Annotated in this window: 16 protein-coding genes; 7 read left to right on the forward strand and 9 right to left on the reverse strand. The window is 28.9% G+C overall.

Annotated elements, in window-relative coordinates:
- The 3 genes from GQS58_RS15430 to GQS58_RS15440 all read right to left on the reverse strand — a co-directional run.
- Nucleotides 1-425: hypothetical protein (locus tag GQS58_RS15430; RefSeq protein WP_166387536.1), on the reverse strand; the 425-nt coding region annotated here is incomplete at its 3' end.
- A 255-nt stretch (nucleotides 426-680) separates the two neighbouring features.
- A complete protein-coding gene (locus GQS58_RS15435) occupies nucleotides 681-1,235 on the reverse strand; it encodes a hypothetical protein (protein ID WP_166387538.1) in 555 nt (184 codons plus the stop codon).
- A 253-nt stretch (nucleotides 1,236-1,488) separates the two neighbouring features.
- A complete protein-coding gene (locus GQS58_RS15440) occupies nucleotides 1,489-2,067 on the reverse strand; it encodes a T9SS type A sorting domain-containing protein (RefSeq protein ID WP_166387540.1) in 579 nt (192 codons plus the stop codon).
- A 208-nt stretch (nucleotides 2,068-2,275) separates the two neighbouring features.
- On the opposite strand from GQS58_RS15440, the gene GQS58_RS15445 reads away from it, so the two are divergent.
- Entirely contained in the window at nucleotides 2,276-3,148 is an 873-nt protein-coding gene (locus GQS58_RS15445; RefSeq protein ID WP_166387542.1) for an AraC family transcriptional regulator, read from the forward strand.
- A 10-nt stretch (nucleotides 3,149-3,158) separates the two neighbouring features.
- Here GQS58_RS15445 and GQS58_RS15450 read toward each other — a convergent pair whose 3' ends face one another.
- From GQS58_RS15450 to GQS58_RS15460, 3 genes are all read right to left on the reverse strand, one after another.
- Nucleotides 3,159-3,812, reverse strand: a complete 654-nt coding sequence (locus GQS58_RS15450) for an HD domain-containing protein (RefSeq protein WP_166387544.1) — start codon at nucleotides 3,810-3,812, stop codon at nucleotides 3,159-3,161.
- A 1-nt stretch (nucleotide 3,813) separates the two neighbouring features.
- Nucleotides 3,814-4,053 carry a hypothetical protein gene (locus tag GQS58_RS15455; RefSeq protein ID WP_166387546.1) on the reverse strand — a complete coding sequence of 80 codons (240 nt, stop codon included), beginning with the start codon at nucleotides 4,051-4,053 and terminating at the stop codon, nucleotides 3,814-3,816.
- A gap of 77 nt (nucleotides 4,054-4,130) precedes the next feature.
- Nucleotides 4,131-4,541, reverse strand: a complete 411-nt coding sequence (locus GQS58_RS15460; protein WP_166387548.1) for a BrxA/BrxB family bacilliredoxin — start codon at nucleotides 4,539-4,541, stop codon at nucleotides 4,131-4,133.
- Nucleotides 4,542-4,963: 422 nt separating this feature from the next.
- Here GQS58_RS15460 and GQS58_RS15465 point away from each other — a divergent pair, with 422 nt between their 5' ends.
- The 6 genes from GQS58_RS15465 (at nucleotide 4,964) to GQS58_RS15490 (ending at nucleotide 11,718) form a co-directional block, all read left to right on the forward strand.
- On the forward strand, nucleotides 4,964-5,728 hold the full coding sequence (locus GQS58_RS15465; RefSeq protein ID WP_166387550.1) for a TerB family tellurite resistance protein: 765 nt from the start codon (nucleotides 4,964-4,966) through the stop codon (nucleotides 5,726-5,728).
- 182 nt (nucleotides 5,729-5,910) lie between these two features.
- Nucleotides 5,911-9,318: an isoleucine--tRNA ligase gene (gene ileS, locus GQS58_RS15470; protein WP_166387552.1), complete on the forward strand. Its 3,408-nt coding sequence runs from the start codon at nucleotides 5,911-5,913 to the stop codon at nucleotides 9,316-9,318.
- A 5-nt stretch (nucleotides 9,319-9,323) separates the two neighbouring features.
- Entirely contained in the window at nucleotides 9,324-9,701 is a 378-nt protein-coding gene (locus tag GQS58_RS15475) for a TraR/DksA family transcriptional regulator (RefSeq protein WP_166387554.1), read from the forward strand.
- 67 nt (nucleotides 9,702-9,768) lie between these two features.
- A complete protein-coding gene (locus GQS58_RS15480; protein WP_166387556.1) occupies nucleotides 9,769-10,425 on the forward strand; it encodes a hypothetical protein in 657 nt (218 codons plus the stop codon).
- Between the two features lie 43 nt (nucleotides 10,426-10,468).
- The gene (locus GQS58_RS15485; protein ID WP_166387558.1) at nucleotides 10,469-11,089 is read left to right on the forward strand and encodes a lipoprotein signal peptidase; all 621 of its coding nucleotides are present in this window, start codon (nucleotides 10,469-10,471) and stop codon (nucleotides 11,087-11,089) included.
- A gap of 158 nt (nucleotides 11,090-11,247) precedes the next feature.
- The gene (locus GQS58_RS15490) at nucleotides 11,248-11,718 is read left to right on the forward strand and encodes a DUF4230 domain-containing protein (RefSeq protein ID WP_166387560.1); all 471 of its coding nucleotides are present in this window, start codon (nucleotides 11,248-11,250) and stop codon (nucleotides 11,716-11,718) included.
- Between the two features lie 144 nt (nucleotides 11,719-11,862).
- On the opposite strand, the gene GQS58_RS15495 is transcribed toward GQS58_RS15490, so the two are convergent.
- The 3 genes from GQS58_RS15495 to GQS58_RS15505 all read right to left on the reverse strand — a co-directional run bounded on the left by GQS58_RS15495 (nucleotide 11,863) and on the right by GQS58_RS15505 (nucleotide 14,154).
- On the reverse strand, nucleotides 11,863-12,543 hold the full coding sequence (locus GQS58_RS15495) for a response regulator transcription factor (protein ID WP_165731819.1): 681 nt from the start codon (nucleotides 12,541-12,543) through the stop codon (nucleotides 11,863-11,865).
- Nucleotides 12,544-12,553: 10 nt separating this feature from the next.
- Nucleotides 12,554-13,345: a sensor histidine kinase gene (locus GQS58_RS15500; protein ID WP_166387562.1), complete on the reverse strand. Its 792-nt coding sequence runs from the start codon at nucleotides 13,343-13,345 to the stop codon at nucleotides 12,554-12,556.
- Nucleotides 13,346-13,485: 140 nt separating this feature from the next.
- Complete coding sequence (locus tag GQS58_RS15505; protein ID WP_165731821.1) at nucleotides 13,486-14,154, reverse strand: hypothetical protein; 669 nt, start codon at nucleotides 14,152-14,154, stop codon at nucleotides 13,486-13,488.
- Nucleotides 14,155-14,160: the final 6 nt, after the last annotated feature.

The following is a 14,160-nucleotide window of genomic DNA, read 5'->3' on the forward strand; positions in this document are numbered from 1 at the left end:
TTTAAAGGTTGGTCTCCAAATTCAATTTTAGAAATCATAACCAAATTTCCTTCTGTTCTAATTACTGGTTTAAAAATTACTTCATTTTCATCCTTATAAAAAGTAACATAACCATCTTTAACCTCTAGTTTCTTAACAATAATTTCGAAGTCTTTTTCTAGTTCGGTTGTGTATAAACCATCTTCTAAATTGGTTAAATCGAAAGTTTTAGTATCGTTTTCAGCGCTTTGTAATACTTGTTTATATATTGTTATTCCGTATTCATTTTTAATTGTTAAAGCATTTCCTTTTTTTACGTTTTTGTATTCAGCTTTAACTTTTTTTGCAGCTACTGTGTTAGTAGGTTCTGTGTTGTTGTTTGCGTAACTAATTAATGTTCCAAACATTAATGTTACTACTAAAATTGTTTTCATTATTGTTTTCATTTCTTTATTATTTAATGGTTAGTAACACTACAAAGGTACAATGGTAGTTAAGTTCTAAAAACATCATAATTGGTATAATTATGTGTTATTTTATCATTATTAATTAACTTTAATTAATTGTAATGTTAATATAGTATATATTTGTGGTAATTTTATTTTGATCTAAAAGTATATACAAATAAAAAGCGAGTCCTTTTGGACTCGCTTTTATCATTAAATTATAGCAGTAATTTAATGAAACAATTAACTAAATTTTTATATTGTAAAATCTTTTACGTAAGTTCTGTTATCGGTATTAATAACAACTTTGTATGCACCTTTTTCAGCTTCAGACAATTTATAAACTCTATTTAATATTTTTTCACCATTCAATTTATCAGAAACGATAATGTTGTTTTGGTAGTATAAAGTAACGTTTAAAGGTTGGTCTCCAAATTCAATTTTAGAAATCATAACCAAATTCCCTTCTGTTCTAATTACTGGTTTAAAAATTATTTCATTTTCGTTCTTATAAAAAGTAACAGAACCGTCTTTAACCTCTAGTTTCTCAACAATAATTTCGAAGTCTTTTTCTAATTCAGTAGTGTATAAACCATCTTCTAAATTCGTTAAATCGAAAGTTTTAGTATTGTTTTCAGTATTTTGTAATACTTGTTTATATATTGTTATTCCGTATTCATTTTTAATTGTTAAAGCATTTCCCTTTTTTACAGGTACTATGTTAGCAGGCTCTGTATTGTTGTTTGCATAACCAATTAATGTTCCAAACATTAATGTTACTACTAAAATTGTTTTTATTATTGTTTTCATCTTTTTATTATTTAATGGTTAGTAACACTACAAAGGTATGGTGGTAGTTAAGTTCTAAAAACATCATAATTGGTATAATTATATGTTATTTTATCATTGCTGGTAAATGTAAATCAACACAAGGTTAATATAGAGTATATTTGTGGTAATTTCATTTTACTCTAAAAGTAGTGCAAATAAAAAGCGAGTCCATTTGGACTCGCTTTTATCATTAAATTATAGCAGTAATTTAATGAAACAATTAACTAAATTTTTATATTGTAAAATCTTTTATGTAAGTTCTGTTATTAGAACTAATAATCACTTTATAAGAACCTACTTTTTGTTCAGATAATTTGTAAACTCTTTGTAAAAGTTTGTCTCCAGATATGGTTTCAGAAAGTACAGCTTCATCATTATAATAAAGAGTAACATTTAAAGGTTCGTTGTCAAAACTAATTTTTGATATCAATAATAATTTACCTTCAGTTCTAATGATCGGTTTAAATATTTTTTCATTATTGTTGTTTATAAATGAAACCAATCCGTTTTCAACATAAAATTGTTTAATAACAATTTCGAAGTCTTTATTTAACTCAACAGCGTAAACTCCGTTTTCTAAAGCAGAAAAATCAAATGTTCTAGAGTAGTTTCCAGAATTTTTAATTTCATTATTATATACAGTTAAACCGTTAGCATTTTTAATAGTTAAAGTATGACCTTTTTTTACATTATTAAATTCAACTTTAACAGTTCCCTTTGCTTCTTTATAATTTGTATTGTCTTTTTCGTTTGCGTTAGTTATTAATGTTCCTAACATTAAAGCAACTAATATAATTTTCTTTATTTTCATTTTATTTGTAATTTACCGTATTAATAACACTGCAAAGTTATGACAGCAATTCTGTTTCTAAAACATCTAAATTGGTGATTTTATATGCTATATTATCTACTATCTACGCGTTAAAAGAAAGTAAAGTTAATATACTATATTATTTTGTTAATTTTATACAGCTTTTTAGTATTAAGTGTCGTAAATTTGCAGTTAAATAGTACTATTTATGAAAGTTAAACCTACTTTAGAGAAAATTAGTCCAGATTTTGGAAGCTCAATACTGGTAAAAAAACATACAGAGTTTTTAAAGCAAATAAAAGCATTCTGGCATTTTCATCCAGAAATTGAATTAGTTTATGTAAATAAAGGAAAGGGAAAAAGACATATTGGTAATCATTTGTCTTACTTTAATAATAGTCAGTTATTATTAATAGGCTCTAACTTGCCACATAATGGGTTTACAGATAGATTAACCACCAATGGGTCTGAAACATTAGTACAGTTTAAACCAGATTTTTTAGGAGAAGACTTTTTTGAAGTCCCAGAGATGAAACCTATTAGTATTTTGTTTGAAAAAGCGAAGAAAGGAATTATTTTTGGTGTTAAAACAAAAGAAAAATTAGGTCCTAGAATAGAGAAAATTTCTGAAAAGAAGGGGTTTAAGCAAATTTTAATTTTGTTAGAAATACTACACACGCTTTCTAAATCTGAAGATTATACATTATTAAATGCAGATGGTTTTGCTTTTGAAACCCAACCACAAGACAGCAGTAAAATAGATATTATCTTTAAACATATAAACGAGAATTTTAATCAGCACATCAGTTTAGATGAAATTTCTGATTTGGTAAGTATGACCGTTCCTGCGTTTTGTAGGTTCTTTAAAAAAACAACGGGTAAAACGTTTACTAAATTAGTAAATGAATATAGAGTTGTACATGCAACTAAGTTATTGTCTGAAAGCCAAACGAGTATTACAGATATTTGTTTTGAATGTGGTTTTAATAACTTTTCTCACTTTAATAAATTGTTTAAAGAATTTACAGGTAAATCAGCATCTAAATATAGAAGTGAAATGATGAGTTTAATTCAGAATTAAGCATTTTATATTACTTAATGCCGTTCCATTCATCATCAAATTGCTTTAGAAATAATTCCATAAATAAATGTCTCTCTGCAGCAATTTGCTGTCCAGTAACAGTATTCATTTTATCTTTTAATAGCAATAATTTTTCGTAGAAATGATTGATTGTTGGAGCAGAAGAATTTTTATATTCTTCTTTAGTCATATTTAAATTTGGTAGAACTTCTGGGTCGTATAATGCTCTATTTTTAAAGCCACCATAATTAAAACAACGAGCAATACCAATGGCGCCAATAGCGTCTAATCTGTCTGCATCTTGCACAACTTCTAATTCTTTAGACGTAAATTTTTTACCATTAGTTTCTAAAGAGTTCTTAAAAGAAATATGTTTTATAATATTTATAACATGTGTTATTACATCTTTAGCTACGTTTTGTTCTACTAGAAATTTTGTAGCTATTTTAGGGCCAACAGTTTCGTCTCCATTAAAGAATTTAGGATCTGCAATATCATGCAATAAAGCACCTAAAGAAACTACAAAAGGATCTACAGATTCATCCTTAGAAATTAAAACAGCATTTTTATAGACACGTTCTATATGAAACCAATCATGTCCGCCTTCAGCATCTTTTAAGGTTTCTTTTACAAAATTAATCGTGTTTTCAATTATCGTATTCATATTAGTTCCTTAAAGCAAGTTCTTTTTTAATATTTTTGATATCTACATACATGTAAATAGACATTGGTATAAAAAATAAAGGTAAAAAAGTATGAAAAGAAATGCCGTTTTCCATGGTAGAAAAAGCAGCAAATACTACCATTAAAAGAATGACAACTATTTTAATATTAAAAAAGTTTTTTTGCTTTTTTAGTTTCGTTATAAGTTCTTCTTTGGTGTATGTAGAAAATTCTGAAGCCATAATAAGTAATGTTATTGAAAAAAAAATCCACCTATATTATTAAGTGGATTTTTTTTGTATAATATATTTTTAGAAGCCTAGCAAAACTCTTCGTAAGCCTGTGCTAAATTCTGTGCAATCATCTGTGCAGATCTTCCTTCAATATGGTGACGCTCTAACATGTGTACCAATTTACCATCTTTAAATAAAGCCATTGCTGGAGATGATGGAGGAAAAGGAATCATAAACTCACGTGCTTTCTGTGTAGATTCTTTTTCTACACCTGCAAAAACAGTTGTTAAATTTGTAGGTACTTTATCTGCACCTAAAGAAGCAATTGCTCCTGGTCTTGCAGTACCTGCAGCACAACCACAAACAGAGTTTACTACCACTAAAGTAGTTCCTTTTTTAGCTATTGCGTTTTCAACGTCTTCACTTGTATATAATGCTTCAAAACCTGCGTTAATTAACTCATCGCGCATTGGTTTTACTAATTCTTCTGGATACATATTTTCTAATTTTAAAATGCAAAGATAGGTATAAGTTAAAGAAAAGTCAACTTTATAAAAATAGTTGTCTCAATAGAAATATCAATAAAATTGATATCAAATAAATTATTAAAAAGCTATTCTTTATTCTTTGGGCATGCCCATTTTTAAAACAAAGTTCCGTTTACACTGCACTTTTTTTAAAAAATCGTCAGGCTTTCAAAGCTCGCTTCCCGCTAAAAAGCGGGAGAGCTCAAACAAACTTTTCAATCCTTCATGCATCTAAGTAACAAAGTTTATTAGTTACAGAGTTAGAAAGTAAAAAAAGTAATAAAGTTACAGTGTTAATATTTTTAAAATTTCAAACAACCCAATTTCAAAAACTATAAGTCTTTGTTTCTTTGAAACTTTGTAACTTTGCCGCTTCAAATAAAAAATAAAAAATGGGAAGTTTTACAAAATGGTTAGGAGCCGGATTAGGATTTACTTTTGGAGGTCCAATAGGTGCAGCCATTGGTTTTGCAGTAGGTAGTTTTGTAGATGGTTTTTCAGAAAAAGACTTAACACAAGAGCAAATAGATTACGAAAGAACCAGACAATCTGGTGGTAGAAGTAGTGCTGCAGACACACAATCTGGAGATTTTGAAATGAGTTTATTGGTGTTAGCCTCCATCGTTATAAAATCTGACGGAAAAGTAGATCAGCGCGAATTAGACTTTGTACGTTCTCAATTTGTTGGCATGTACGGTAAAGAAAGAGCCAACAACGCCTTTAAGCTTTTTAGCGGAATTATAAAAAAGGAAGTTTCTGCGCGTCAAGTTTGTATACAGATTAGACAAAATATGTCTCACGCATCTCGTTTGCAATTATTACATTTCTTATTCGGTATTGCAAAAGCAGATGGTTTTGTAGCAGAGTCTGAAATAGAAGAAATTAGAAAAATGGCTGGTTATTTGTACATCAACCAAAACGATTTTGAGTCTATAAAAGCAATGTTTCATGATGCGTCAGAAAACGCATACAAAATTTTAGATCTAGAAAAGACCGCTACAGATGCAGAAGTAAAAAGTGGTTATAGAAAAATGGTGAAAAAATACCATCCAGATAAGTTACAAGGTTTAGGAGAGGAGCATTTAAAAGGTGCAAATGAAAAATTCCAAAGCATACAAGCTGCGTATGAAAAGATAAAAAACGAGAGAGGTATGTAGATATCGTTTCAAGTTTTAAAGTAACAACGTTAAAGAGTTACAAAGTTGCAGAGTTTACGAAGTTAGCATTTCGTTTCCTCTCAATTTTGTAACTTTTTTTATGCTTTGTAACTTCTTTAGAAACAAACTTAAAAATTAGAAGAATTTCAGTAAATTCGCAATCTTATTAGAAAAGACAGAAAATGAAAGCGAAATTTCCTGAGTATAAAGGACTTGACTTACCAAAAGTAGCAGAAGAAATCTTAAGCTATTGGCAAGAAAATAACATCTTCGAAAAGAGTGTATCTTCTAGAGAAAATGCAAAACCTTTTGTGTTTTTTGAAGGACCTCCTTCTGCAAACGGACTTCCAGGAGTTCACCATGTTTTAGCAAGAGCTATTAAAGATATTTTTCCACGTTATAAAACCATGAAAGGTTTCCAGGTAAAGCGTAAAGCTGGTTGGGATACGCATGGTTTACCAATAGAATTGGGTGTAGAAAAAGAATTAGGAATTACCAAAGAAGATATTGGAAAAACCATTTCTGTAGAAGATTATAATGCAGCTTGTAGAAAAGCGGTGATGCGTTACACAGATATTTGGAATGATTTAACCAATAAAATGGGATACTGGGTAGATATGGAAGATCCATACATTACTTACGAACCTAAATATATGGAATCTGTTTGGTGGTTGCTAAAAGAGATTTACAATAAAAAATTAATTTATAAAGGGTATACAATTCAGCCATATTCGCCAAAAGCGGGTACGGGTTTAAGTTCTCATGAGCTGAATCAACCTGGTACGTACCAAGATGTAACTGATACTACTATTGTTGCACAATTTAAAGCTGTAGAAAATACATTACCAGACTTTTTACAAAACGAAGGAACGGTTTATTTTATAGCTTGGACAACTACTCCTTGGACATTGCCATCTAATACCGCATTAACAGTTGGGCCTAAAATTGAATATGTTTTAGTAGAAACTTTTAATCAGTATACATTTGAACCTATAAAAGTAATTTTAGCTAAGAAATTAGTTGGAAAGCAATTTGCAGGTAAAAATAATGTAGAAGTTGAAACTTCGGAAGAATTAAGTTCTTATAATTCTGGTGATAAAAAAATACCTTATCACGTTATCAAAGAATTTATTGGTAAGGATTTAGTTGATATTAAATACGAACCAGTTTTAGATTACTGTAGACCAAATGACAATCCGCAAGATGCTTTTAGAGTAATTTTAGGAGATTTTGTTACTACAGAAGACGGAACAGGAATTGTACATACAGCACCAACTTTTGGACAGGATGATGCTTTGGTTGCAAAACAAGCGGTACCACCAATTCCGCCAATGTTGGTAAAAGATGAAAATGATAATTTAGTTCCTCTAGTAAATTTACAAGGGAAATTTAGACCAGAAATGGGTGAGTTTGCAGGTAAATACGTAAAGAACGAATATTATCCTGATGGTGAAGCGCCAGAAAGATCTATTGATGTTGAGTTAGCGATTAAGTTAAAGACAGAAAATAAAGCCTTTAAAGTTGAGAAATACAAACACAGTTATCCAAATTGTTGGAGAACCGATAAACCAATTTTATACTATCCATTAGATTCTTGGTTTATTAAAGTGACTGATGTTAAAGATAGAATGCACGGTTTAAACAAAACCATTAACTGGAAACCTGAATCTACAGGAACTGGACGTTTTGGAAACTGGTTGGCAAATGCAAACGATTGGAATTTATCTCGTTCTCGTTATTGGGGAATTCCATTACCAATCTGGAGAACAGAAGATGGTAAAGAAGAAATTTGTGTGGGTTCTGTTAAAGAATTAAAAGAAGAAATGGCTAAGGCTGTTGAAGCTGGCGTTTTAGCAAAAGATATTTTTGAAGATTTTGAGGTTGATAACAATTCCGAAGAAAACTATGCAAAAATAGATTTACATAAAAACATTGTGGATGAAATAGTATTAGTTTCTGCATCTGGACAACCAATGAAACGTGAAAGCGATTTAATTGATGTTTGGTTCGATTCTGGTTCTATGCCGTATGCACAATGGCATTATCCGTTTGAAAACAAACAAAAAATTGATGGAAACGAATCTTTCCCTGCAGATTTTATTGCAGAAGGAGTAGATCAAACCAGAGGTTGGTTTTATACATTGCACGCAATTGCAACAATGGTTTTCGATTCTGTAGCGTATAAAAACGTAGTTTCTAACGGTTTAGTTTTAGATAAAAACGGACATAAAATGTCTAAGCGTTTAGGGAATGCAACAGATCCTTTTACAACATTATCAACTTATGGGGCAGATGCAACACGTTGGTACATGATTGCAAATGCAAATCCTTGGGACAATTTAAAATTCGATTTAGACGGAATAGAAGAGGTAAAACGTAAATTCTTCGGAACTTTATATAATACCTATTCGTTCTTTACTTTATATACAAATATTGATGGATTTTCTTATGAAGAAGCAGATGTTGCTTTAGAAGATAGACCAGAAATAGACCGTTGGATTTTATCAGAATTACATACTTTAATTGCTAAGGTTGATAAATTCTACGAAGAATATGAACCTACAAGAGCTGCAAGAGCAATATCAGACTTTACACAAGATTACTTGAGTAACTGGTACGTTCGTTTAAGTAGAAGACGTTTTTGGAAAGGAACTTACGAAACAGATAAAATTTCTGCATATCAAACTTTGTACACTTGTATGAATACGATTGCAAAATTAGCATCGCCAATTGCGCCATTTTTTATGGACAGATTGTATCAAGATTTAAACTCTGTAACTGGTAAAGAGACATCAGAAAGTATTCACTTATCAGATTTTCCTGTTTTTGATGCAAGTTTTGTAGATAAGAGCCTAGAGCGTAAAATGGAAAATGCACAAGTAATATCTTCTTTAGTTTTATCACTTAGAGCAAAAGAAAAGATAAAAGTGCGTCAACCATTGCAAAAAATAATGATTCCTGTTGATAATGAACAACAGAAAGAAGAAATTTTAGCGGTTGCAGATCTTATCAAAAATGAAGTAAACATTAAAGAAATTCAGATTTTAGATGATGCTTCAGATATCTTAATCAAACAAATAAAGCCTAATTTTAAAACCTTAGGACCAAAGTTTGGAAAAGACATGCGTTTTATTGCTGCTGAGGTGCAGAAGTTTACCCAAGAAGATATTAACAAAATAGAAAAAGATAAAAACATTTCTCTTGCAGTTAATGGAAAAAATATTAATTTAGAACTCTCAGATGTAGAGATATCATCTAAAGATATAGAAGGGTGGTTAGTTGCAAATGAAGGGGCGTTAACAGTTGCTTTAGATGTTACCATAACAGAAGATTTGCGTAAAGAAGGAGTTGCCAGAGAATTGGTAAATAGAATCCAAAATGCACGTAAAGACACAGGTTTAGAAGTAACAGATAGAATAAAATTAACGGTTTTAAATTTCGAGAACTTACAAAAATCTATCACGGATAATAAAGACTACATAATGAGTGAAACATTAACCAAAGAATTGGTTTTTGTAGATGAATTAAAGGATGGTACAGAAATTGAGTTTGATACCATAAAAAGTAGAATATTAATCGAAAAAATGTAAGATTTATGTCAGACGTAAAACAAAAATATTCAGCGGAAGACTTACAAGAGTTTAAAGCAATTATAGACAAGAAGATAGCAAGAGCAAATGAAGATTTGATATTGTTAAAAGCTGCCTATAAAAATGATTCAGATAACGGTACAAATGATACTTCACATTCATTTAAATCTTTTGATGAAGGTTCTGAAGTGATGAACAAAGAAGCAAATGTTCAGTTAGCTATAAGACAAGAAAAGTTTATTAGAGACCTAAAAAATGCATTGTTACGTATAGAGAATAAGACGTATGGTGTTTGTAGAGTAACAGGTAAACTAATACAGAAAGAACGTTTAAGAATAGTACCTCATGCTACTTTAAGTATTGAAGCTAAACGTAAACAATAATAATTTTCTGATCATAATTAAAAAGCTTCTTTAGGGAAGCTTTTTTTATTTTTATAATTTTAAGATTATGTCTTTTAAAACTCAACTGAAAATAGTATTTTTCTTTTTATTAATTTCTGCTCCTATTTTGTCGCAAAAGAAAGTGGTAAAAAAGTTTGAAACTCAATTAAAAGCAATAGAAATTTCTACACATGGGTTAGATAGTTTTGTTATAGAAAATTCTGAGTCTAACTTTGTAGAAGTTTATTTAATTGCAGAAAATATAGCAGAACAACATATTATTTACAAAGAAGAATTTAACACTTTAAAGATTCAATTTGAAATACCAGAAAGTTTGCCAGCAGATAAGGTGTTTAGAAAATTTATAACAGAAAGGTTGCAAAGAGCAAGTGTAGTTCTTAAAATTCCAAGTAATAAAGCGGTTACTTTTTTTGGTGACGAAATAAATATTGAAGCTAAAAGTTACAAAGGAGATTTAAATATTTTTATTGAAAAAGGAATTTTAAAATTACATACTATTTTTGCTAATTTAGAAGTAAGAATGTATGCTGGTAGCTTGTATGCTGTATTAAATAATACAAATATTAATGTTGTTTCTAAAGCAGGTAAACTAAATATTAACGATGTTTTAGTTGATAAAACATATCAGAAAAGAGTAGAAAAATCAGATAAAAAAGTGCTTGTAAATTCTATAAAAGCTAATATTTTCTTAACAACGAAATAAACACAATAATATTGTTATTTTTGTTACCACAAATTCAATACAAATGTCAAAAAAGAGTCTTGCTATTCTAATTATTTTTATCGCAATTATTTTAGATCAAGTAATTAAAATTTATGTAAAAACACACTTTATTTTAGGTGAAGAGGTAGTTGTTTTCGATTGGTTTAGAATTCATTTTACAGAAAATAATGGTATGGCAATGGGTTTTGAGTTTGGAGGAAAAGGAGGGAAACTCTTTTTAACCTTATTTAGATTGATTGCAGTATCCGGAATTATCTATTGGTTAATACAAAACATTAAAAAGAAGGTACACAATGCCGTAATTATAGCGATTGCTTTAATTTTTTCTGGAGCAGTTGGTAATATCATAGATTCTGTTTTTTACGGAGCTATTTTTGATGGTTCTAACCATAAAGTAGCAACACTATTTGCAGACAAACCTTATGGAGAGTTGTTTCATGGTAGAGTAGTAGATATGTTTTATTTTCCTTTATGGGAAGGCGTTCTGCCAGATTGGATACCTGTTATAGGAGGAGAAATGTTTACTTTTTTTCAATATATATTTAACCCTGCAGATGCTTTTATAAGTATTGGTGTAGCTTTATTATTTATTTTTAGTAAACAAGCTTTTCCTAAAGATGAGCCGGTTGTTTTAAAAGAATAATCTTTTACCTTTAAAGAAAGTTTAAGCCTATGAAACGCTTTCTAAAATACCTTATTATTTTTTTTCTGGGATTTTTTATCGCCAAATATTGGTGTGATAAAAGCGAGAGAAATCATAAACAAGAAGAAATACAAGTCGTAGTAGCTTCAATTAAAAATTTGAGTAAACTAGTGGTTTCTAAAGGAACTTTTTCTGAAGTTTATAATTATTCAGATTCTAAAAAATACTTTTACGATTATCTTTCTTTTGATAAAAAAGCCATTGTAACTGTAAACGCTACGGTAGAGGTTGGTTATGATTTATCTAAATTAGAAATTCAAATAGATTCTTTGGGTAAGAAAATTTATATTAATAAAATTCCAAAAGAAGAGGTTGTAATTTCACCAGATGTAAAATATTTCGACTTACAACAAAGTCAGTTTAATACTTTTACCAAGAGCGAGTTGAATAAAATCAACCAAAAAAGTATCGAAAAAATTAAAGAAACTATAGCGGTTACAGACTTAAAAGAGAAAGCAAAAATAAGATTGATAGAGGAGTTGTCTAAAATATATCAACTTTCTGCAGTTTATAATTGGCAAGTGATAGACAATACAAATTCGGGAATTTTTAGTAATTTTAAAGATTAAGTTTAAAAAAAGCCCTCAAAAATAAAGTTGAGAGCTTTTGTAATCCTTTTTTTATTACAATACATCCGTAGCTATTTCTAGACTTAAAGCTTAAACCGTTAAATCGGTATATTTACCATAGTTTATTATAAAATTAGCTGTCTTTTAGATATTAAAATCTGGAGTAATTTCTATTAATTTCTTTTGAATACCATAAATAACCAAACCCGCTACATTTTTAGAATGTGTTTTAAGTAATAAGTTATTTCTATGACCTTCTACGGTTCTTGGGCTAATAAATAGTTTGTCTGCAATTTCTGCAGTAGTGCATTGATCGCAAATTAATTCTAAAACATCAATTTCTCTTTTAGAAAGTAGCTTTTTATCTAAATCTATTTTTATGCGTTTTCCACTAGAAGAATTAATGTTTTCATGTATAATTTTTAAAACCTTTTCATCATAATAAAAACCTTTATTATATACTTCATTTATGGTATGAATTACCATTTTAGGGCTTGTGTTTTTAAGAAGGTAAGAAGAGGCTCCAACATCAATCATATTGGTTATAAAAGATTTTCCGTCAAAACTAGTTAAAGCAATTATCTTAATGTTTGGGTGTGTCTTATGAATTATTTTTGTAGCTTCTACACCATTTATTTCTGGCATTTTTAGATCCATTAAAATAATATCAGGAGTGCCTTCTGAATAGGATAAAAAATCAATTAAATCTTTACCGTTTTTTGCTTCATAAGTAATGTTAAAGTTACTTTCTCTTTCTAGTAAAAATCGGATACCTTTTCTAAAAAGTTCTTCATCATCGGCAATTATGATATTAATTTTCATCATTATTTGAGGGTTATATTACAATTAAAATATTAAATCCTTTTCCTACTTCACTACCAATACTATATTTTCCATTTAACAGAGAAACTCTACTTTCAATATTTTTCATACCAAGGCCTTTTTTATTTTCTTTTTTATCAGAATTAAAACCAACGCCGTTATCTGTATAGCTAAAAATAAGATTGTTGTCTTTATGAGAAATATTTATAGTACTATTTTTTGCTTTACCGTGCCTTACAGAGTTATTAATTAATTCTTGAGTAATTCTAAAAAGGTGTAATTCGTTTTGTGGATTTAAATGTTTCTTGAGGTAATTAATATTGTATGTTATATTAATTTTTCTACTATTATTAAAAGAGTCTGCAAGTTCTTCTACGGCATCTTTAAAACCAAATTCTTCTAGAATTGGAGGTAGTAAATTATGTGCAATTTTACGAGCACTTTCTAAGGTTTTGTCTGTAGCTTCTAAAATACCATTGTTAACAATTAAATATTCTTCTGGAGATAAACCTCCATCTTTTAAGAGGTTTGCATTTAGGTTAATTACATTTAGTTTAGAGCTAATATCATCATGTAAATCTTGTGCAATACGTTTGCGTTCTTCTTCTTGAGTTATAATGATAGACTGTATAATTTCTTTTTGATGGGTTACTTCTAATTTCTTTTTTTCTAGCTCTTTGTCTACAATTTTTTTTCTTGAAGAGAAGAAAAATAGTAAGAGCGCAAGGCCCATAAATAGAAGTAATAAAACCCCTATTAAAGCGATAAGGATCACTTGGTTTTCTTGAATAAGTGCTTCTGTCATTGGGGGTTTTTGAAGAATCTTAACGAAGTTACAACATTTTTTTTTATTTCTATAATTGTCGTTTTTATTACTTTAAATAGTATTATCTATAGATCTATACTTAACACCTGCTTTGTTTAAAAAAAATAAGTCTTATAAATTTAATCTGTGTTTTTGGATGTAAATATTTGATAGATTTTCTTAGTAATTGGTTTTCTAAAGTTTTTATACCATTCTACAAAAATCATCAGCTGAAAAACAAGATACAAGATGGTATTAAACTGCCAAACATAAAATTTTAATTCTCTAGAACCGATGTTTCCTAATGTAAAAATTAACGTACTGCACAATGTATATACAAAGAAACCAGAGTTAAAATAAATGTATCTTTTATCTTTAGCATCTTCTATTTTTTTTAGAAAAAAGAAAAAACTATATAATAACAATGCTATAGATGTAATTGCAATTTCTAAAACACTCCACCTATTTAAATTATTAGGAAAATTATAGAGGTATATAATAAAAGAAGTGGCTATTATAAATGTTAGAAAAATATGTAAGCGCTTGTACTTTTTAAAATCAGTAAGAGAGGAGAAGAATAGGCTTAAAAAAATAAACTGACCAATAAAAAAATAATGACTTAAAAAAAGGTTGTAATTGTTTAACGAATTTAAAATGTTAGATAAAAACTGAATAAAAAGACAAAGCAATAAATACATAATAAAGTATTTTAGTGCTTTGTGTTTTTTATTATAGCTTATAATAAAAACGAGTGTATTTAAAACTAATACAGCATAGCCAGTATTTATTACAAAATCATCAAAAGTCATATTAGG

The organism is Polaribacter sp. 11A2H (assembly GCF_011379025.1).
Taxonomy (GTDB): domain Bacteria; phylum Bacteroidota; class Bacteroidia; order Flavobacteriales; family Flavobacteriaceae; genus Polaribacter.

Coding starts and splice junctions, on each gene's coding strand:
- GQS58_RS15455 (WP_166387546.1), bottom strand. CDS start 4,053: ATGGCTTCAGAATTTTCTACATACACCAAAGAAGAACTTATAACGAAA.
- GQS58_RS15435 (WP_166387538.1), bottom strand. CDS start 1,235: ATGAAAACAATAATAAAAACAATTTTAGTAGTAACATTAATGTTTGGA.
- ileS (WP_166387552.1), top strand. CDS start 5,911: ATGAAAGCGAAATTTCCTGAGTATAAAGGACTTGACTTACCAAAAGTA.
- GQS58_RS15460 (WP_166387548.1), bottom strand. CDS start 4,541: ATGTATCCAGAAGAATTAGTAAAACCAATGCGCGATGAGTTAATTAAC.
- GQS58_RS15445 (WP_166387542.1), top strand. CDS start 2,276: ATGAAAGTTAAACCTACTTTAGAGAAAATTAGTCCAGATTTTGGAAGC.
- GQS58_RS15500 (WP_166387562.1), bottom strand. CDS start 13,345: ATGACAGAAGCACTTATTCAAGAAAACCAAGTGATCCTTATCGCTTTA.
- GQS58_RS15475 (WP_166387554.1), top strand. CDS start 9,324: ATGTCAGACGTAAAACAAAAATATTCAGCGGAAGACTTACAAGAGTTT.
- GQS58_RS15505 (WP_165731821.1), bottom strand. CDS start 14,154: ATGACTTTTGATGATTTTGTAATAAATACTGGCTATGCTGTATTAGTT.
- GQS58_RS15450 (WP_166387544.1), bottom strand. CDS start 3,812: ATGAATACGATAATTGAAAACACGATTAATTTTGTAAAAGAAACCTTA.
- GQS58_RS15485 (WP_166387558.1), top strand. CDS start 10,469: ATGTCAAAAAAGAGTCTTGCTATTCTAATTATTTTTATCGCAATTATT.
- GQS58_RS15495 (WP_165731819.1), bottom strand. CDS start 12,543: ATGATGAAAATTAATATCATAATTGCCGATGATGAAGAACTTTTTAGA.
- GQS58_RS15480 (WP_166387556.1), top strand. CDS start 9,769: ATGTCTTTTAAAACTCAACTGAAAATAGTATTTTTCTTTTTATTAATT.
- GQS58_RS15440 (WP_166387540.1), bottom strand. CDS start 2,067: ATGAAAATAAAGAAAATTATATTAGTTGCTTTAATGTTAGGAACATTA.
- GQS58_RS15465 (WP_166387550.1), top strand. CDS start 4,964: ATGGGAAGTTTTACAAAATGGTTAGGAGCCGGATTAGGATTTACTTTT.